The 19,791-nt window shown below is 57.5% G+C and carries 14 protein-coding genes; 5 read left to right on the forward strand and 9 right to left on the reverse strand.

Translation table 11 applies throughout. The features are described 5' to 3' along the window. Positions 1-25 precede the first annotated feature (25 nt). Entirely contained in the window at positions 26-1,393 is a 1,368-nt protein-coding gene (gene radA / locus AF70_RS07990) for a DNA repair protein RadA (protein ID WP_019581287.1), read from the forward strand. Between the two features lie 64 nt (positions 1,394-1,457). Here the strand turns inward: radA and AF70_RS07995 are convergent, their stop codons facing one another. Further along, the gene (locus tag AF70_RS07995; RefSeq protein ID WP_019581286.1) at positions 1,458-1,826 is read right to left on the reverse strand and encodes a PilZ domain-containing protein; all 369 of its coding nucleotides are present in this window, start codon (positions 1,824-1,826) and stop codon (positions 1,458-1,460) included. 160 nt (positions 1,827-1,986) lie between these two features. Here AF70_RS07995 and AF70_RS08000 point away from each other — a divergent pair, with 160 nt between their 5' ends. The 3 genes from AF70_RS08000 to yjiA all read left to right on the forward strand — a co-directional run bounded on the left by AF70_RS08000 (position 1,987) and on the right by yjiA (position 5,350). Beyond that, positions 1,987-4,053 (forward strand): carbon starvation CstA family protein, encoded by a 2,067-nt coding sequence (locus tag AF70_RS08000; RefSeq protein WP_028938873.1) that lies wholly within the window; start codon positions 1,987-1,989, stop codon positions 4,051-4,053. Between the two features lie 15 nt (positions 4,054-4,068). Further along, positions 4,069-4,266, forward strand: coding sequence for a YbdD/YjiX family protein (locus tag AF70_RS08005; RefSeq protein WP_007937254.1), 198 nt, complete (start codon positions 4,069-4,071; stop codon positions 4,264-4,266). A 121-nt stretch (positions 4,267-4,387) separates the two neighbouring features. Beyond that, a complete protein-coding gene (gene yjiA / locus AF70_RS08010; protein ID WP_028938874.1) occupies positions 4,388-5,350 on the forward strand; it encodes a GTPase in 963 nt (320 codons plus the stop codon). A 72-nt stretch (positions 5,351-5,422) separates the two neighbouring features. Here the strand turns inward: yjiA and lanM are convergent, their stop codons facing one another. From lanM to AF70_RS08050, 8 genes are all read right to left on the reverse strand, one after another. Continuing rightward, positions 5,423-8,509, reverse strand: a complete 3,087-nt coding sequence (gene lanM, locus AF70_RS08015; RefSeq protein ID WP_028938875.1) for a type 2 lanthipeptide synthetase LanM — start codon at positions 8,507-8,509, stop codon at positions 5,423-5,425. A gap of 121 nt (positions 8,510-8,630) precedes the next feature. Beyond that, positions 8,631-8,783: a hypothetical protein gene (locus AF70_RS08020; RefSeq protein WP_019581282.1), complete on the reverse strand. Its 153-nt coding sequence runs from the start codon at positions 8,781-8,783 to the stop codon at positions 8,631-8,633. Between the two features lie 176 nt (positions 8,784-8,959). Next, a complete protein-coding gene (locus AF70_RS08025; RefSeq protein WP_169342470.1) occupies positions 8,960-9,103 on the reverse strand; it encodes a hypothetical protein in 144 nt (47 codons plus the stop codon). Between the two features lie 297 nt (positions 9,104-9,400). Further along, positions 9,401-10,096 carry a GntR family transcriptional regulator gene (locus tag AF70_RS08030; RefSeq protein WP_028938876.1) on the reverse strand — a complete coding sequence of 232 codons (696 nt, stop codon included), beginning with the start codon at positions 10,094-10,096 and terminating at the stop codon, positions 9,401-9,403. Between the two features lie 43 nt (positions 10,097-10,139). Further along, positions 10,140-10,844 carry a FadR/GntR family transcriptional regulator gene (locus tag AF70_RS08035; protein ID WP_019581280.1) on the reverse strand — a complete coding sequence of 235 codons (705 nt, stop codon included), beginning with the start codon at positions 10,842-10,844 and terminating at the stop codon, positions 10,140-10,142. A gap of 53 nt (positions 10,845-10,897) precedes the next feature. Further along, positions 10,898-12,211, reverse strand: a complete 1,314-nt coding sequence (locus tag AF70_RS08040; protein ID WP_018925865.1) for a C4-dicarboxylate transporter DctA — start codon at positions 12,209-12,211, stop codon at positions 10,898-10,900. A 255-nt stretch (positions 12,212-12,466) separates the two neighbouring features. Beyond that, the gene (gene glyA / locus AF70_RS08045) at positions 12,467-13,720 is read right to left on the reverse strand and encodes a serine hydroxymethyltransferase (protein ID WP_019581278.1); all 1,254 of its coding nucleotides are present in this window, start codon (positions 13,718-13,720) and stop codon (positions 12,467-12,469) included. Between the two features lie 247 nt (positions 13,721-13,967). Next, on the reverse strand, positions 13,968-17,816 hold the full coding sequence (locus AF70_RS08050) for a bifunctional diguanylate cyclase/phosphodiesterase (RefSeq protein WP_028938877.1): 3,849 nt from the start codon (positions 17,814-17,816) through the stop codon (positions 13,968-13,970). 286 nt (positions 17,817-18,102) lie between these two features. Between AF70_RS08050 and ettA the strand changes: the two genes are divergently transcribed. Further along, positions 18,103-19,767: an energy-dependent translational throttle protein EttA gene (gene ettA, locus AF70_RS08055; RefSeq protein WP_018925869.1), complete on the forward strand. Its 1,665-nt coding sequence runs from the start codon at positions 18,103-18,105 to the stop codon at positions 19,765-19,767. The last annotated feature ends 24 nt before the right edge of the window (positions 19,768-19,791 follow it).

The raw sequence follows: 19,791 nt of genomic DNA on the forward strand, positions 1-19,791 counted from the left end.
ATCGCGGTTTTTGCCGGGAGTTCAGATGGCCAAGGCCAAGCGCATGTACGGCTGCACCGAGTGTGGCTCAACCTTCCCCAAGTGGGCCGGCCAGTGCGGCGAATGCGGGGCCTGGAACACGCTGACCGAAACCATGGTGGAGAGTGGCGGCGCCGCAGCCCCCAGCGGTCGCACCGGTTGGACCGGCCAGCAGGCTCAGATCAAGACCCTGGCCGAAGTCAGCGTCGAAGAAATTCCGCGGTTCTCCACGGCGTCCAGTGAGCTCGATCGTGTTTTGGGCGGTGGTCTGGTGGATGGCTCGGTGGTGTTGATCGGTGGTGACCCCGGTATCGGCAAGTCGACCATTCTGTTGCAAACCTTGTGCAACCTCGCCAAGAGCATGCCGGCGCTGTATGTCACCGGCGAAGAGTCCCAGCAACAAGTGGCCATGCGTGCCCGACGGCTGGGCTTGCCTCAGGATCAACTGCGGGTGATGACTGAAACCTGCATTGAAACCATCATTGCCACCGCCCGGCAGGAAAAGCCCAAGGTGATGGTGATCGACTCGATTCAGACGATCTTCACCGAGCAACTGCAGTCGGCACCGGGCGGTGTCTCCCAGGTGCGCGAAAGTGCGGCATTGCTGGTGCGTTACGCCAAGCAAAGCGGCACGGCGATTTTCCTCGTGGGCCATGTCACTAAAGAAGGTGCGCTGGCCGGCCCCCGAGTGCTGGAGCACATGGTCGACACCGTTCTGTATTTCGAAGGCGAATCCGATGGGCGCCTGCGTTTGCTGCGGGCGGTGAAAAACCGGTTCGGCGCGGTGAATGAACTGGGCGTGTTCGGCATGACCGACAAAGGCCTGAAAGAAGTCTCCAACCCTTCGGCGATTTTCCTGACACGCGCTCAGGAGGAAGTCCCGGGCAGTGTGGTCATGGCCACGTGGGAAGGCACCCGGCCGATGCTGGTGGAAGTTCAGGCGCTGGTGGACGACAGCCACCTGGCCAACCCGCGCCGGGTGACGCTCGGTCTGGATCAGAATCGCCTGGCCATGTTGTTGGCGGTTTTGCACCGCCACGGCGGCATCCCGACTCACGATCAGGACGTGTTCCTCAACGTGGTCGGCGGTGTGAAGGTCCTGGAAACCGCTTCCGACCTGGCCTTGATGGCGGCAGTCATGTCCAGTTTGCGCAACCGGCCGCTGCCCCATGATTTGCTGGTGTTTGGCGAAGTCGGGTTGTCGGGTGAAGTGCGCCCGGTGCCGAGTGGCCAGGAGCGTTTGAAAGAGGCGGCCAAGCACGGCTTCAAACGCGCCATCGTACCCAAGGGCAACGCGCCGAAAGAGCCGCCACCGGGGTTGCAGATTATCGCCGTGACGCGCCTGGAACAGGCCCTCGACGCACTGTTCGAATAAACCGTAAATGGGACCCAAACCCTGTGGGAGCGAGCAGGCTCCCACAATGGAAGGCGGGAGGCCTTCAGTCTTCGATCAGGGCAGCCAATTCGCGCTCTAGTTCCCGGGGATCGCCCAGGTTGAACTCAATCAACCGCCGCAGGCGCTCGATGGATTCCAGGCTGATGTGTTTGCAGACGAACCCGAGCTGGCCATGGTCATCGTGGGTCAGTTGCACATCCATCTTGATGGCGACGTCATCGTTGAGATGAATGTCGACCAGGAAATGCCATTCCCGATTACCCAGCCATGGCTCGGGCTTCTCGACCAGCAGTCCCTTGAGCGACAGGTCAATCAGCCGCACCGGCCAGGTGAATTCCCCTTGGCTCAGTTCGGTTCGGGCATCGAACGCAATACGTCTGAAGCGGCGGCGATCGGCAGGTTGTTCGCTCATGGCGCAATCCTCGTAAAGGTTCGCTGACTATAGACCTGCATTGCCGAAGGCTGCCAGCACAGTGATGGCTCTAGACTGATGTCGAACTATGGTCTTTGCCGCCAGTAGCGCTAAACTCGAGATGGCTGTCTTTCTTGTCCACTCTGGCTGGAATCATAAAATGAAAAATAATAATAGCCCGCTACGCCACTTACCCTGGCTGCTGCTGGCAGTCGTAGGAGCGTGCGCCCTGGGCGTAGTGGCATTGCGCCGAGGCGAGGCGATCAACGCCTTGTGGATCGTTGTCGCAGCCGTCGCTATCTATCTTGTCGCATATCGCTACTACAGCTTGTTCATCGCTAACAATGTGATGCAACTCGATTCGCGTCGGGCTACACCTGCCGTGATCAACAATGACGGTCTGGACTACGTGCCGACCAACAAACACATTCTTTTCGGCCACCACTTCGCGGCCATTGCCGGCGCGGGGCCGCTGGTCGGTCCGGTGTTGGCGGCGCAGATGGGCTACCTGCCCGGTACGCTGTGGCTGATTGCCGGCGTGGTGCTGGCCGGTGCGGTTCAGGACTTCATGGTCCTGTTCATGTCCACCCGCCGCAACGGCCGNTCCCTGGGCGACATGGTCCGTGAAGAAATGGGCCGCATCCCCGGAACCATCGCGCTGTTCGGCTGCTTCCTGATCATGATCATCATCCTCGCGGTGCTGGCGCTGATCGTGGTCAAGGCCCTGGCCGAAAGCCCTTGGGGCATTTTCACCGTGATGGCGACCATCCCGATCGCGATGTTCATGGGCATCTACATGCGCTACATCCGCCCGGGCCGCATCGGTGAAATCTCGGTGATCGGCGTGGCGTTGCTGCTGGGTTCGATCTGGCTGGGCGGGCAGATCGCCGCTGACCCGGTCTGGGCCAAGGCGTTCAGCTTTACCGGGGTCCAGATCACCTGGATGCTGATCGGCTACGGCTTCGTGGCGGCGGTGTTGCCGGTGTGGTTGATTCTGGCGCCACGTGACTACCTGTCGACCTTCCTCAAAATCGGCACCATCGTCGCACTGGCGATCGGTATTCTGATCACCATGCCCGAGCTGAAAATGCCGGCATTGACCCAGTTCATCGACGGCACCGGGCCGGTGTGGAAGGGTGGGCTGTTCCCGTTCCTGTTCATCACCATCGCCTGTGGCGCAGTGTCGGGTTTCCATGCGCTGATCTCCTCCGGCACCACGCCGAAGCTGCTGGATAACGAAGTCAACGCTCGCTACATCGGTTACGGCGGCATGCTGATGGAATCCTTCGTGGCGATCATGGCGATGGTTGCCGCTTCGGTGATCGAACCGGGCGTGTACTTCGCCATGAACAGCCCGGCCGCGGTCGTCGGCGGTGATGTGGTGGCGGTAGCGACAGCGGTCAGCAACTGGGGCTTTGCCATCACGCCGGAAGCGTTGCAAGCGGTGGCCAAGGACATCGGTGAAACCACCGTCCTGGCCCGTGCCGGCGGTGCGCCGACCCTGGCGGTCGGTATCGCGCAGATCCTGCACAGCGTGCTGCCGGGTGAAAACACCATGGCGTTCTGGTACCACTTTGCGATCCTGTTCGAAGCGCTGTTCATCCTCACCGCGGTCGACGCCGGTACCCGTGCCGGACGTTTCATGCTGCAGGACTTGCTCGGCTCCTTCGTACCGGCGCTGAGACGCACCGAATCCTGGACCGCCAACCTGATTGCCACCGCCGGTTGCGTGGCGATGTGGGGCTATCTGCTGTACCAAGGCGTGATCGACCCGTTGGGTGGCATCAACACCTTGTGGCCGCTGTTCGGTATCTCCAACCAGATGCTGGCCGGTATCGCGCTGATGCTGGCAACCGTCGTGCTGATCAAGATGAAACGCCAACGCTACATCTGGGTCACCATGCTGCCCGCCGTTTGGTTGCTGATCTGCACCACCACTGCAGGCTTCATCAAGCTGTTCGACGCCAACCCGGCGATCGGCTTCCTGTCGCTGGCCAAGAAGTACAGTGATGCCCTGGCCAACGGTCAGATCCTCGCTCCGGCCAAGAGCATCGAGCAGATGCAGCACGTGATCTACAACGCTTATACCAACGCAACGCTGACCGCACTGTTCCTGTTCGTGGTGTTCAGCATCCTGTTCTATGCGCTCAAGGTCGGCATTGCCGCCTGGGGCACCAAAGAACGCACGGATAAAGAGTCGCCATTCCAGGCTCAGCCGGATGCGTAACCTGAGGATTGCACCATGTTCAATGACCTGAGTCGCCTCGGTAAATACCTCGGTCAGGCCGCACGCCTGATGGTCGGCATGCCCGACTACGACAACTACGTCGAGCATATGCAAACCAAACACCCGGACAAACCGGTGATGAGTTACGAGGCGTTCTTTCGGGAGCGCCAGGAGGCTCGTTACGGCGGCAAGGGTGGACCGAAGTGCTGTTGATGTATGCGGTTTAGGTAACACACCACTGTAGGAGCACGGCTTGTCGGCGAAGGCGATCTTCAAGATGCTTTCGCCGGCAAACCTGGCTCCTACAGTTTTTTTGCGTCCGGGAGATCTTATTTTGTTAGCGCCAATCCCTGTCACGATCCTCAGCGGCTTTCTCGGCGCTGGTAAAACCACCTTGTTGCGCCACCTGCTCAAAGCCGAGCACGGCCTGAAAATCGCCGTGATCGAAAACGAGTTCAGTGACGCCGGCATCGACACCCAGCTGTTGGGCGACGAGCCCGTGCAAGTGATGACGCTGTCCAACGGCTGCGTCTGCTGCACCATCCACACCGATTTGACCAAAGCGCTGTACCTGCTACTGGAGCGCCTGGACAGTGGCGAAATCGCCTTTGACCGCCTGGTGATCGAATGCACCGGTCTGGCCGACCCGGCTCCGGTGGCACAAACCTTTTTTATCGATGAAGAGCTGCGCGAGCGCTACATCCTCGACGGCATCATCACCCTGGTGGACGCGGCTCATGCCGAACTGCACCTGACCCAGACCATTGCCCAGGCGCAGATCGGTTTTGCCGACCGCTTGCTGGTGAGCAAGCGCGATCTGGTGGATGAGCCAACCTTCACGGCCCTCTGCGAACGCCTGACCCGCATCAACCGTCGCGCGCCGATTTGTGTGGTCGACCACGGCAAGATTGATCTGGCCGAATTGCTCGATGTGCGTGGCTTCAACCTCAATGCCGACCTTGGTGGTGGCGTGAGTTTGCGCCCGGTGAGCAAGGCGCCCTCCATCGACCGTATTTCCAGCCTGGTGCTGCGTACCGACAAGCCGCTGGATATCGACAAGCTCAGCGAGTTCATGAACGAACTGCTCGAAGAGCATGGCAAGCAACTGCTGCGTTACAAGGGCGTGCTGAACATTGCCGGCGAGGACCGGCGTCTGGTGTTTCAGGGAGTTTTGAAACTCTATGGTTTTGATTGGGACACCGAATGGGCCGAGGGGGAGAGGCGCGATAGTGTGATGGTGTTTATTGCCGATGACTTGCCGGAAGAGAAGATTCGGGCAGGGTTTGCCATGCTTTGATCCGCCAGGTTTTCGCACAAAAAACCGGCCTGAGTGATCGCCGGTTTTTTGAGCTGCCGTTGTCAGGTGTGCCTATGCCGGCACGCTGAAGTCGAGCGACAGTATGTTGGGAATCGTCGGGTCAACGGAATATAGCAAGGCATACCCGACACCTGATATCCCCGTCAGTAGACTGATGTCGGGAACCTGATCGCTGCTGAGAAAATTGCCCTCGAAAAAGTTATGGGCGACTTGTTCAAATGCTTTTTCAACTCTGGTGACGCCCTCGTGATTGCCTGAATCCCGGTACCAATCGTACAAGCAGATCAGATTGCCAAAGTCACCATGACACAAGCTATAACCGCTCCCAAGGCCATGACGCCAGAGATTGCTCTCGCACCTGGAAATATCCTCATCCACTTTCTGTCTGGTTGATGTCTCCAGGACATCTCCCATCGACTTCAAGAGCTGTCGCCTGGCAATCAGAATTCCACCATCTCCGTGGCACCACTTGGTCAAATGCCCAGGATTCTCCTTGTCTCTCAAGTCCAGCCAGAACCCGTCGCGAGTCAAGCGGTTTTCGCTCTCGAACACCTCAATGGCCAAGGGCACCAGAGACTTGTCGTAAGTCACGTCATAGGCCTTGCACAAGGCGTGGATCACTCCTGAGAGCCCGTGGGACAGGCCCGTCAAAATGACAGACTGATCGTTGCGTCGGAAAAAACGGCCCTCTTCAATGACGAGCTCACTTTTTATGTAATCGACCATACGCCTGATGGCTGATAGCAGATCTTCTCGCGGATTCAATACATAGACATTTGCCATTAGCGTCACCGCACCACAGCAGCCCGACAGAAAATCAAAGTCATAATCCTTGGGGGGGACTTCTATTATTCTGGTCAGTAAGTCTTCCAGTGTATCGTTATATTTTTGATCGCCGGTGATCTGCTGGCGGCTCAAGAGGAGGTAGATATAAGAGCCCAACCCATGAAATGCACTGACACTCGAGTCGCTCTTGAAATAACCGAATGATTCGGCCAGTGAGTGCAGCACTCGATCAGCGCAGGTCAAATAATGAGGTGTTTGGCTTACTTTGAATAGACTCAGATAAAACAGTCCAACCCCGGCGATCCCGGAATACAGGCCATTACCCATTGGGGAAAGATATTTTTTATGTGTCGTGGGGTGTGTATGGAAGGATAGCCATCTAATGTCCGCGCCCGCTTTCGTCACCGCGAGCTCCTCGACGCGGGAAGCGATTTTGATGATGTTTTCAAGACGATCAGTCGGTGCCGAACGTTCAGTTTTCGTATGAGTATGCGTGAGATTAAGAGGCTGAAGGTCATTTGGCTTTGGAAACAGACATGTTTCGAGAATAGTGCGTTGCAAGGCTTTATCCGCTAGAGACAAGCTGTCCATTTTTTTCAAGCAGCTTTCGTACGGCGGTCTTACTTGAGGTGTTTCGATTTTTTCACCGTGTGCACTCACTAGATAACGGGAGGTGAGGGGCATGGTAAAACACGGAATGCTTAACCTTTGCAGGTCCATTATTTCGTGCCGGGGAATGCCTATTGTAATGTAGGCATCTTTCAAATCTTTCCACAGGGTGGCGAGTAAGAGCTCTCTATCGAGCATGTTTTGCATAAAGCGTGGATGACGGCTCAGTCCGATAAAGTCGGCATAACGTTGGGTGTTTTTCACCAGTACACGGGTTGAGAGCTGTTCTGCAGATAGTTCAAGCATTCGAACAACGGTTTGCCGATGGGTCATTAACGCATCATAGGAAAGTTCAAAGCTCTCTAAGAAAGCTTCTTTATAATGCTCCAGCCCTTTTCGTTCATCGGCCAACAGAGGCAGGTGTTTTTGCTGAAGGCAATGTTCTGTATTGATTTTGCGCAAATGGTAAAAGCCGTTTTCATGAACGAGCGATTTGCCAGTGGAGAGGAATCGCTCTTGTCGTGTCAACCCGCTCAAGTCGTTACCTGAACCTTGCGCGAAAGGTACAAAGCCGCTGGAAAAAACTGAATGCCGAGTCGACGTAAATGCCTTGAACAGAGCAGAGTCAGCCGGCAAGTCATAAAGCAGGTCGCTGATAGAAGCCGTAAACAAACATTCCAGGTCAATCATGACCGGGTTGCTTCCATGCGCAATAATGTTTTCGTGATGAAAGTCGATACCGTTCAAAGCATGGATAACGGCGATTTGTGCTCCCATTTTTCGGTAGAACAGTTCAACCTCCGCCAGGTTTGCACAGGGTAGGTTCTCGATTACCTCTATCCAGCTATGTTTTCCACGACTGACAATTCTGGGCGAATAAATAGAAAAACACTCAGCGCCTGTCTGCTCGTGCAGTTCACCAAGGAGACGATTGAAAAACAGTGCCTCCTGGCTCGCCCTTGGTTTGTATACCAGGGGCATTGCACCGACCTCAACCCGACAAACCGTTTCACCGCGGCCATGCGGGTCTCCCAGACCAAATTCGATAGCGCTTATTTTATCGCAGGGGATTGAAAACTCGTTTCGCAGAGATTCAACGTCGGCAGCGAAGTCGAGAATGACGGTATACAAATAGTCAATTGCATCCTCCAGCAGCCCAAACAATAAGCTCGCCAACACCGGGTAGGCTTCAAAAAATGTGCTGAGTGAAAGAGTTCTCAGTTGCTGGCTGAGTTCAGGCAATTCAACGTTGTTGCCTTGGGCAATCTGAGTGTTCAAATAGTGAACAAGGCTCTGTTCGGAGGTGCGGCTGATTCTGTCTAATATAAAATTTTCAATACTTGAAAGTAACGTTTGCTCACAGATGTGTGTCGACGCACTCAAGTAGCGTTCGTCTGTTTTGAAAGCATCGATAAAATAAAGGTAAAAGCGGTAGGCGAACCAATAGAAATTTTCACTGTTTTTCGGGGCTGGCTTCTCGTCGGTATTTATGGCGTCTAGTGCAGTTACTTTTTTTCGCAAAGAATTTAGTGATGCTTCACTGCTGCTGGGCAGCAGGTGCGTATTGGTGGGTTCTTCCACAAGCGAAGCCAATTCCTTCCGGTCCATTCCAAAATAATGCAGGACGGCCTGGTCGTCAATTTCATGCAGGCGGATCATGTTATTTCTGAAGTTGATAAGTTCATTTTCAGAAGAAAATCTGCGTTTACCTCGCTGACGCAACGTCAAGAAATTAGCCAACATGCCGAAACTCCCTGTATGGATCGAGCAGGCGTTGCCTGCTCGATCTTTTTATTGTTGATCACTTGACAGACTGACTGGCTGGTAATTTATCCAGGTCGGTCGTCGGTATAACGGCCAATGATCAAGGAATCGAACAACCCAGGCCTGTGCATTGCAAGGTGCCACAGTCAAGAATGGTGGTGCCCATTGCTTCAATGTTGTCTTTGTCGCAAGACTGGTACGCTTCAAAGTCGCGATCAAAATCGCCGGACATATTTAGAATCTGCTCGTTCATAGTGTTATTCTCATTGTTGGTCAGGTACTAAATGCAGTGAGCAACGGTCAGCCGGATACCGGTAATTACCTTTGGCTACATTGTATTCAGAGTTTTTATAGGGCTGAGCTGCTTTTATCTAAAAGAAGATTTACGCAGAGGCGTATTTCTGGCTTTAGACAGGCTCTGCCACAGTTTTAGCACAGAATGGCGGTGCAGTTTTCGGTGCCACACTCGACGATTGTCAGTGCTGCCGATTCAATGCCGTTTCGGCTGACTTGTTGATAGGCTTCGAACTCGCTATCGAAGTCGCCGGACATGGCCATAAGTATCTCGCTCATCATGTTCCTCTTTTTATTAACCACCGGTATGGTGTGCGAAAAAAGTTAACATGCTCCGGGCGGGACACCAATACGTAGCTTATAACCTCATATTTCAGTTGTTGGTTGTCAGGTTGTAATTTTCAGGGCGTGTTGGGTGTCGTGCTGTAATGATTTCAGGGTGATATTCAAGTGGTCTGAATAACTGGCTGAAGAAAATATGAGTTTGTTTATATCGAATTCGCAACAAATAGTATGATTGTTTCGCGTCATGACTGGGGCGAAACATTAATAACTACGTGTCAGCCCCGATCTTTATCATGTCTGGAATAGTTGTTTCTCCAATTTATCGAGGTGCGTGTTCATCAGCCTGACCGCAGCCGACACATCGCGGCGCTCAACCGCATCGACTATCGCCCCGTGTGATTGCCATGCATCGTGATCATTCCACGGAACTTCACACTGCGCGATTGCCAGGGAAATCGGTGGTACCAGGCTTCCGAGAAACCAGGCCAGTGGAACGTTGCCGACGAATTCAGCCAATAGCAGGTGAAATTCACCGGACAGGCGAAGCGTCGGTCCACGCAACCCACGCTCGGCGGATTCGCGCTCTCTGGCAACCAGGTCACGTAAATGTCGCAACTGCGTTGATTGTGGTTGTTGGCAAGCCAGCCGGATCAAGGTGGATTCGGTCAGGCGTCGAGCATGGAGCGTCTGGCGGGTCCGCTCAGCATCTGGCGCCGCCACTTGAGGTCGATGATTGGGCAGCAGCAAGATCACCTGCTGCTGAGACAATCTCGCAAGTACCTGGCGAATGATGTTGCGATTCACGCCGAACATCTGGCCCAGGCTCGCTTCGGTAAAACGACTGTCAGTGTCGATACGCCGTTCAAGAATCGCGTCGAAAACCCGCGGGTAGAAGTTGTCCACCAGATGGGTTTTCTCCTCTGCTCGGCGACGGCGTAGGGTCACGGGGAAAGTGAGGTGCTGTGAATTCAAGGCGCAGCTGGCCATGGCCTGTCTCCAGTCCGGTTGCCGAAATGAAAGTGAAAGAGGTTCAGTTGTGCATATGGTCGTCCGGGATGTTCAATTCGATGCCCATCCGTTGGCTTTCCCGAAGGATGTGCCGACGCATTTCGGCGCTGGCCTGGGCGCTGTTTTTGCTGCGGATCGCTCGTACCATGGCTTCGCTTTCTTCAAGGCGCTCAGCCAAGTGCTCCGGAGAATTGCGCAGCACGTCGGCGCTTTGCTTGAGGGCATTGCTGGTCTGCTGCACCACGCTCTGGAAAATCGGGTTCGAGGTCAGGGTGAACAACTCTTCGTGGAACGCGATGTAGGCGTTCACACCGGCTTCGCTGTCATTGGCTTCCAGGGCTTCGCGCATGTCCATCAGGGTCAGGCGCAGTTGCCCGACTTCCTTGCTGCTGATGGACTGTGCCACCAGGCCGACGATGAACGGTTCGAGGGTGTAGCGCAGTTGCAGCACGTCTTCCAGGCTGGCCCCGGCGACCGCGCTGTCGTGGCTTTGGCTGTCGCTGAGATTGGCCTCCAGCACCACCACGCCTTTGCCCGGCATCGAGCGCACCAGCCCGAGGGTTTCCAGCACGATCACCGCTTCGCGCAGGCTTGGGCGGCTGATGCCCAGTTGTTCGGCCAGTTCACGCTGGCCCGGCAGCATGTCGCCGGAACGCCACTGACCGCGGGCCAGCGCGGCCCGAAGTTTTTCTACCACTGAATTTACGACGGTTGACGAGGTAATCACTGTTCGCTCCAAATCGCGATAAATGTGCCTGCCTGTGGGCAGGCACACGTTGTTTAAAATTCCTGCTGATGTGCCGGGACCACCGGTTTTCTCGGCTGGAAGGTATAACCCACCTGGCCGGACAGCACTTTGTTTGCCCGTTGGATATCGATGTCCTTTTCCCAGCGGGCAATGGCCACCGTGGCGACGCAGTTACCAATCAGATTGGTCAGTGCCCGGCCGATGCCCATGAACCAGTCCACCGCCAGCACCAGCACCAGGCCCACCACCGGAATTGCCGGGATCGCCGTCAGGGTGGCGGCGAGAATCACCAGCGCCGAGCCGGGAATCCCGTGGGCACCTTTGGAGGTGATCAGTGACACCAGCAGAATCGTCAGCAGGTCAGTCATGGCCAGCGGCGTGCCGGTGGCATTGGCGATGAACACAATGGCCAGGGTCAGGTAGATCGAAAAACCATCAAGGTTGAACGAATACCCGGTCGGAATCACCAGCCCGACCGTAGAGCTGCCGATGCCCAGATGCTCAAGCTTGCGCATGATTTGTGGCAGCACGGCGTCGGAAGAAGCGGTGCCCATGACGATCAGCAGTTCTTCACGCAGGTACTTGAGCAGTGGCCACATCCGCAGACCCGAGAGGCGCATCACCAGGCCGAGAATCAGCGCCACGAATGCTGCGCAGGTCAGGTAAAACAGGCCGACCAGGCTACCCAGGTGTTGCAGCGAGTCCAGGCCATATTTGCTGGTGGTGAAGGCGATGGCGCCGAAGACGCCAATCGGTGCCAGGCGCACGATCATGCCCATGATGCGGAAGATCACATGGCTCAGCTCGTTGATCAGCCGGGAAATACCCGACGCCGCTTCACCCACCAGATTCAACGCGCTGCCGAACAGCACCGAAAACAGCAGGACTTGCAGGATGTTGTTGTCGGCGAAGGCACCGATCACCGACGTCGGAATCAGGTCCATCAAGAACTGCGTGGTGGTGTGCATGTGCTGACCGCGCTGGGCGATGTCGCCCATGTCGGCGGCGGAGAGTTGCTCCAGATGAATGTTCGCGCCGCTGCCTATACCGGTGGTGAAGGCGAACACCAGGCCGATCACCAGGGCGATGGTGGTCAGTATTTCGAAGTAGATGACCGATTTGAGGCCGATGCGTCCGACCTTCTTCAGGTCACCGGCACCGCTGATGCCGCTGACCACTACGCAAAACACGATCAGGCCAATGAGCATCTTGATCAGTTTGATGAAGCCGTCGCCAAGGGGTTTGAGTTGGGCGGAGTATTCGGGAAGGGTCAGCCCGCAGACGATGCCGAGCACCAGTCCGAGAACCACTTGAAGGAAGATTGAACGCGAGCACCATCTGAGCATGGGAGGAATCCTGGTCGGTGTCCTGGCTGCCGTGCGCCAAGCGCATCAGATTCAGGACTTAATTATTGTGGTCTTACCGGTATGTCCAGTGCAGGCGCAGTCTACGCTGGATTTTTTCAGGATTACAAGGGGACGCAGCAAAATTGGCATGACCGGTCTGACCAGTGGTGCCAACCCCCATTGATCTTTATGGCGGACGAAAAAAAACCGGCCATCACTGGCCGGTTTTTTCATTGCTGCGGTTTAGCGGGGCAATTAAGCGCCGTACACCGGCAGTTTCTTGCAGATGGCCTTGACCTTCTCACGAACGGCGTCGATCACCGCTTCGTTGTTCAGGTCAGCCAGGATGTCGCAGATCCAGCCGGCCAGCTCTTTGCACTCTGCTTCCTTGAAGCCGCGAGTGGTCACAGCCGGGGTACCGAAACGCAGGCCGGAGGTGACGAACGGGGAGCGTGGATCGTTCGGTACCGAGTTCTTGTTCACGGTGATGAACGCTTTGCCCAGTGCAGCGTCGGCGTCTTTACCGGAGATTTCCTGCTTGATCAGCGACAGCAGGAACAGGTGGTTCTGAGTACCGCCCGACACCACGTCGAAACCGCGCTCGATGAACACGCCGGCCATGGCCTGGGCGTTTTTCACCACTTGTTGCTGGTAGGCCTTGAACTCAGGCTGCAGCGCTTCCTTGAAGCAGATCGCCTTGGCAGCGATCACGTGCTCCAGCGGGCCGCCCTGGGCACCCGGGAATACTGCGGAGTTCAGCTTCTTCTCGATGTCGGCGTTGGCGCGAGCCAGGATCAGGCCGCCACGTGGACCGCGCAGGGTCTTGTGGGTGGTGGTGGTCACCACGTCAGCGAAAGGCACCGGGTTCGGGTAGACGCCAGCGGCGACCAGACCGGCCACGTGGGCCATGTCGACGAACAGGTAAGCACCAACCTTGTCAGCGATAGCGCGGAAGCGTGGGAAGTCCAGGATCTGCGAGTAAGCCGAGAAACCGGCCACGATCATTTTCGGCTTGTGCTCGACCGCCAGACGCTCGACTTCGTCGTAGTCGATCAGGCCGTTGCTGTCGATGCCGTACTGCACGGCGTTGTACAGCTTGCCGGAGGACGAAACGCTGGCACCGTGGGTCAGGTGACCGCCGTGAGCCAGGCTCATGCCCAGAATGGTGTCGCCCGCTTGCAGCAGGGCCAGGTAAACGGCGCTGTTGGCTTGCGAACCGGCGTGCGGCTGAACGTTGGCGTAATCGGCGCCGAACAGTTCCTTGGCTCGATCAATTGCAAGCTGCTCGACGATGTCGACGAACTCGCAACCACCGTAGTAGCGCTTGCCTGGGTAACCTTCGGCGTACTTGTTGGTCAATACCGAGCCTTGAGCTTCCATCACCGCAGGGCTGGTGTAGTTTTCCGAAGCGATCAGCTCAATGTGTTCTTCCTGACGCTGAGCTTCTTGCTCCATGGCGGCAAAGAGATCGGCGTCGTACTTGGCAATAGTCAAATCACGGCTGAACATGGCGGTCCTCAAGGATCGGGGGCAGAAAAGGGAGGCATTCTAACCCAACCGCTTTTAGATGGCATATGAAAGGACATCATGTCGCAGACAAGTGGGCTTCATGACGGGATCAGCGGTGATCGTGCGGGCCTCATCGCGGGCAAACCCGCTCCCACAGGGATCTTCAGTGGTCAAAAATCTTGGGTTCACCCAAAAAACTGTGGGAGCGGGCTTGCCCGCGATGGGGCCGTCCGCAGCACTCTGAAACTCAGTCGAACATGAACAACGCATCATTGCTGAACTGCGCTTCGAACCGGCCGGCCGGCATCGGGCGGCCGAACAGGTAGCCCTGAACCTCATCGCAACCATGCTCGCGCAGGAAGTCGAGCTGTTCGTGGGTTTCTACACCCTCGGCGATTACCGCCAGATTGAGGCTGTGGGCCATGGCGATGATCGCCCGGGCAATCTGCGCATCCTGCTCGCCCGACGGCAGGCCATCAACGAAGGTGCGGTCGATTTTCAGCACATCGATCGGGAATTGCTTGAGGTAGTTGAGCGATGAATAACCGGTGCCGAAGTCGTCGACCGCAATGCTCAGGCCGAGGTTTTTCAGTCCGGCGAGGATTTGCATCGCCTCGCTGACTTCGCGCATCAGGATACTTTCGGTCAGCTCCAGCTCCAGGCACGCCGGCGGCAGGCCGGTTTCCCTGAGGATGGTGGCGATCCGCGTGCCGAGCTGCCCGTCGGAGAACTGCCGGGCCGAAATATTCACCGAGACCTTCGGCACCCGCACCTTGGCCTGGTGCCAGGTCTTGAGCTGACGGCAAGCCTCACCGATCACCCAGTCGCCGACATCCACCACCAGCCCGAGCTCTTCGAGCACCGGAATGAAATCTCCCGGCGGCACCAGACCGCGGCGCGGATGGCGCCAGCGCAGCAGGGCTTCGGCGCCGGTCAGGCGTTTGCCGTCGCCGCTGAATTGCGGCTGGTAGTACAGCACGAATTCGTTTTGTTCCAGGGCGTGGCGCAAGTCGCTTTCCAGTTCCAGACGCTCCAGGGCGCTGGCGTTCATGTCGGCCTGGTAGAACTGGAAGTTGTTCTTGCCGCGCTCCTTGGCGTGGTACATCGCGGTGTCGGCGTTCTTCATCAGCTGACTGAGTTCGCTACCGTCCTGAGGACTCAGGGCGATGCCGATACTGGCGGTGACGAAGAACTCGCGACCTTCGAGCACGAACGGCTTCACCAGGCTGGCGAGGATCTGTTCGGCCACGTGAATGGCTCGGTTCAGCGCGATCTCGCGGTTGACCCGGGGTTGCAGCAGCAATGTGAACTCATCACCGCCCATGCGCGCCACGGTGTCGTCATCGTCGACGCAGCCGAGCAGGCGCGTGGCCATTTCCTTGAGCATGCGGTCGCCGGCGGCATGGCCCAGGGAGTCGTTGATCGGCTTGAAGCGGTCCAGGTCGAGGAACATCAGCACCACCCAGGACTTCTGCCGTTCGGCCGATTGCAGTGCGGTGTGCAGGCGATCCTGGAACAGCGTGCGGTTGGGCAGGTGGGTCAGGGCGTCGTAATAGGCGAGGCGGTGAATCCGTTGCTCACTGGCCTTGCGTTCGCTGATGTCGCTGAAGAAACACACATAACTGGCCAGATCGCCTTCGTCGTCGAGCACCGCCGTAATCCCGACCCAGGCCGGGTAGTGCTCGCCGTTGCGACGCTTGAGCCAGACTTCGCCTTCCCAGGTGCTGTGCTGATGCAATTGCTTGAGCACGTAGCGCAGATGAGTTTCCTGCTGCTCGTCGACGGTGAGCATGTTCGGCAACTGATCGAGCACCTGGGACACCGCATAGCCGCTGACGCGACTGAAGGCCTCGTTGGCCTGGACGATGTAGCCGGCCGGGTCAGTGATCAGAATCGCCGAGGTCGAGTGCTCGAATACCGTGGCCGCCATGCGCAGGTCCTTCTCGGCCCGGCGTTGCTGGCTGATGTCGCGACCGACCCCGAGCACACCTTCGAAGGCGCCGTGTTCGTCCCAGACCAGCACCAGACGCAACTCGATAGGGATCTTGCGTCCATCGGCCCGCAGGCAGTCGAACAAAAACAGTTGGGTCTGCACCTGACTGCGCAGCAGTGTCAGTTGATCGGGTTTATCCAGCGCTTTGCTGACCCGGTCCATCAGGCTGTAGATGCCGCTCAGTTGTTGCGGGTTGGCGATGGTCGATTGCCAGCCGTTCTGGAATATCCAGTCGGCGTCGAAGCCCAGCACCGCTTGTACCGAAGGGCTGACGTAATTGAGCGCCATCTTGCTGTCAGTGGAGAAAATCACGTCGCTGATACTTTCAGCGAGCATCCGGTAGCGCTGCTCGCTGTCGCGCAGGGATTCACTGGCTTCGATCTGCTCGGTGATGTCCTTGGCCACGCCGATGATGCGCGTGACCTGATCGTGCTTGTCCCGCGCCAGGGCCTGTTCGCGAATATCGAAACGCCGCCATTTGCCATCGCGATGACGGAAGCGCAGCTGGCACTGCAGTAATTGGGTGTAACCCGCCTGACGCTGAGACTGGCGAGAGCGGTGGTAGTAGTCGGCATCTTCCGGGTGCAAGAGGATTTCCCAGAAGTACTCGCCCATCTGGTGCAGCTCGGTGCGGTTGTAACCCAGCGTCTGCCCAAGGTGATGGTTGCTGAAGATCATCCGCTGGCTGATCACGTCTTGCACATACAGGTGATCCGGCACGGTACGCACCACATCGGACCAGAATCCTTCGCGCTCCAGCAGCGAAAGCTCGATGAGTTTGCGGCTGGTGATGTCGCTGATGCTCAGGATCACCGCTCTATAGTCGGGCTGATCTTCCGGCAGGCGCAGCACGAGCCACAAGTGCTGGTCGCGGCCATTGGCGTCCTGAAGCTTGATTTCCAGTTCAAGTTGTTTCTGCTGGTGGAGCACCGCTTCGAGCACTTGATTGCCGATGGCCGTGCAGTCCAGTGGGCAGCCGTTGATCAGCAGTTTCCAGGCCTGATCGCAGGAATTGACGTTGAGCAGTTGCAGGGCGACCTGGTTGACTTCGGTGATGCGCAGTTCCTGCAACAATTGCTGGCGTTGCTCCGGTATCTCGAGCCAGGTTCTCAGCTGCTCGCTGTTGGTGAGTTGCGCCTTGTCGAAAAAACTTTTGAGTCCGGACAGGTCCAGCACGCACAGGGCAACGCCGGTGCCTTCGAAGATGTCCTGATAGCGTCGGCGGCCTTCATGCAGTTGGCGTTGGCGGCGACGAATGTTCAGCAAAGCGATGAACGGTAACAGCGAGAACGCCAGGCCCAGAAGGCATTTGCCGATGAACGCCGGCAGCATTTGTTCGATCACCCGTTGCCGGTCAAACAGCCCGCGCAGTTGCCAGTCGCTGCTGCTCAGGGGGACGATCAATACGCTGTTGGTCAGTTCGTCGGGTGTCAGCGCCGCGGGTTTGGCTGAAGGCAGGGCGTCATCGCGACTGATGATCTGATGATTGATGCGGTTTTCCACCAGCCACAGGGGGCGAAGGCCGGCGTCGCCCTGTTTGGTCAATGAAGAAAAAAATGTCGGTGTCAGGCGCAGGGCCCAGTAGCCGCGAGTGCTGCCGCTGGCCTGGTGCAGGAGCAGGTGCACCACCGAGCCGTCATCGGCATTGCTGAAATAGTGGGCCTGGGCGCGGCTGCGCTGGACCAGTTCGCTCAGGTAGTTGGCGTCCTGGCTGTCGACGGCGCTGTCACTCAGGATTTTCCCGGAGGGGCTGAGCAGCGCCAGGCTGCGCAGGTCGGGCAGCGACTGTTGCAGCTTGCGCAGCAATGCCTGCTGTTCGTCGGCGCTTTGCGGTTGTTCGACGATCGGTAGCAGATTAAGGGCGATCTGGGCGTTGAGCGCCATGTTGAGGCTGACTTGCGAAGCCAGGTCGGCGGTGTAGTCGATGGTGTACTGGCGCTGGTTTTTCTGGGTTTCGCGCAGTTGATCCAGCAACTGCCAGAACAGCAATGCGAGCAGCAACAGCACGAGAGTCGCCAGCGCGCCCTTCAAGCTTCCGCGCAGGGGCGAGCCGAGCCCAGGGTTGAGCACGCTCGCGGACGGTGGCGGAGTGACATTAGACAAACTGTAATCCTGCGGTTTGGCTGGACTGGCGCGGCGTGCACTATAAGCCGGACGCCCGAAGGGCGGCTAGCATGCCTTGAGTTGTGGCGAAGTGCCAGCCCCGCTCGGCTGGACTGCCTTCTGTCAATGAGGTAGCTTTGCCGGTTACGCGGGAGCGTTCCAGCTCCTAGACTCAGGTTTTTTTCAGCGCGCACGCCTTGATACCCATCAAACGAACGACGCGCATGGCCTGGCCGGGCATCGCCTGCGCTCCAATCATTCATCAGTCACTGACCCTAGGTTCTCCATGGCTCAATACGTCTTCACCATGCATCGGCTGGGCAAAGTTGTTCCGCCGAAGCGGGAAATCCTGAAAAACATTTCGCTGTCGTTCTTCCCCGGCGCCAAAATCGGCGTCCTCGGTCTCAACGGTTCGGGTAAGTCCACGCTGCTGAAAATCATGGCAGGCGTCGACACCGAGTTCGACGGTGAAGCCCGTCCGATGCCGGACCTGAACATCGGCTACCTGCCGCAAGAACCGATCCTGGACCCGACCAAGACCGTGCGTGAAGTGGTCGAGGAAGCGGTCAGCGTGATCAAGGACGCCCAGGCGCGTCTGGACGAGGTCTACGCGGCCTACGCCGATCCGGATGCCGACTTCGACAAGCTGGCTGCAGAGCAAGCCAAACTTGAAGCCATCCTGCAGGCCAGCGATGGCCACAACCTGGATCGCCAACTGGAAGTCGCTGCCGATGCGCTGCGTCTGCCGGCCTGGGATGCCAGGGTTGAACATCTTTCCGGTGGTGAAAAGCGTCGTGTGGCCCTGTGCCGCCTGCTGCTGTCCGCCCCGGACATGCTGCTGCTCGACGAACCAACCAACCACCTGGACGCCGACTCCGTCGCCTGGCTGGAGCACTTCCTGCACGATTTCCCGGGCACCGTGGTTGCGATCACGCACGACCGTTACTTCCTGGACAACGTTGCCGGCTGGATCCTCGAACTCGACCGCGGCGCCGGTATCCCGTACGAAGGCAACTATTCGGGTTGGCTCGAAGCCAAGTCCGATCGTCTGGCGGCCGAATCCAAGCAGCAATCGGCTCACGAAAAGGCCATGAAGGAAGAACTGGAGTGGGTGCGCAAAGGCGCCAAGGCCCGCCAGTCCAAGTCCAAGGCTCGTCTGCAACGCTTCGAAGAAATGCAATCGCAGGAATTCCAGAAGCGCAGCGAAACCAACGAGATCTACATCCCGGCCGGTCCACGCCTGGGCGACAAGGTCATCGAGTTCAAGAACGTCACCAAGGGCTACGGCGATCGCGTGTTGATCGACAACCTGTCGTTCTCCATGCCTAAAGGCGCCATCGTTGGCGTGATCGGCGGTAACGGTGCCGGTAAATCGACCCTGTTCCGCATGTTGATGGGCAAGGAAACGCCGGATTCGGGCAGCATCGAAGTCGGCGAAACCGTGCAACTGGCGTGCGTCGACCAGAGCCGCGAAGACCTGGATGGCAGCAAGACTGTGTTCCAGCAGATCTCCGACGGTTCCGACCAGATTCGCATCGGCAACTACGAGATCCCGTCGCGTACCTACGTCGGTCGTTTCAACTTCAAGGGTGGCGATCAGCAGAAGTTCGTCAAGGACCTGTCCGGTGGTGAGCGTGGTCGCTTGCACCTGGCCCTGACCCTGAAAGAGGGCGGCAACGTCCTGCTGCTCGACGAACCGTCCAACGACCTCGACGTTGAAACCCTGCGTTCCCTGGAAGAAGCCTTGCTGGACTTCCCGGGCGCCGCCATTGTGATCTCTCACGATCGGTGGTTCCTTGACCGCGTCGCGACTCACATCCTGGCGTACGAAGACGACTCGCAAGCGGTGTTCTTCGAAGGCAACTACACCGAGTACGAAGCCGATCGCAAGAAACGCCTCGGCGAAGCGGCCTCCCAGCCGCACCGGGTACGGCACAAGAAACTGGCCTGATTTCAGGTTGGTCGAAAAAAAACG

It is taken from the genome of Pseudomonas sp. KD5 (assembly GCF_012932895.1).
Lineage (GTDB): Bacteria > Pseudomonadota > Gammaproteobacteria > Pseudomonadales > Pseudomonadaceae > Aquipseudomonas.

What these genes read in the sequence shown, in the direction of transcription:
- AF70_RS08030 (WP_028938876.1), bottom strand. Translation starts at nt 10,096, where the DNA reads ATGGCCAGCTGCGCCTTGAATTCACAGCACCTCACTTTCCCCGTGACC.
- AF70_RS08040 (WP_018925865.1), bottom strand. Translation starts at nt 12,211, where the DNA reads ATGCTCAGATGGTGCTCGCGTTCAATCTTCCTTCAAGTGGTTCTCGGA.
- AF70_RS08025 (WP_169342470.1), bottom strand. Translation starts at nt 9,103, where the DNA reads ATGAGCGAGATACTTATGGCCATGTCCGGCGACTTCGATAGCGAGTTC.
- ettA (WP_018925869.1), top strand. Translation starts at nt 18,103, where the DNA reads ATGGCTCAATACGTCTTCACCATGCATCGGCTGGGCAAAGTTGTTCCG.
- glyA (WP_019581278.1), bottom strand. Translation starts at nt 13,720, where the DNA reads ATGTTCAGCCGTGATTTGACTATTGCCAAGTACGACGCCGATCTCTTT.
- AF70_RS07995 (WP_019581286.1), bottom strand. Translation starts at nt 1,826, where the DNA reads ATGAGCGAACAACCTGCCGATCGCCGCCGCTTCAGACGTATTGCGTTC.
- lanM (WP_028938875.1), bottom strand. Translation starts at nt 8,509, where the DNA reads ATGTTGGCTAATTTCTTGACGTTGCGTCAGCGAGGTAAACGCAGATTT.
- radA (WP_019581287.1), top strand. Translation starts at nt 26, where the DNA reads ATGGCCAAGGCCAAGCGCATGTACGGCTGCACCGAGTGTGGCTCAACC.
- AF70_RS08020 (WP_019581282.1), bottom strand. Translation starts at nt 8,783, where the DNA reads ATGAACGAGCAGATTCTAAATATGTCCGGCGATTTTGATCGCGACTTT.
- AF70_RS08005 (WP_007937254.1), top strand. Translation starts at nt 4,069, where the DNA reads ATGTTCAATGACCTGAGTCGCCTCGGTAAATACCTCGGTCAGGCCGCA.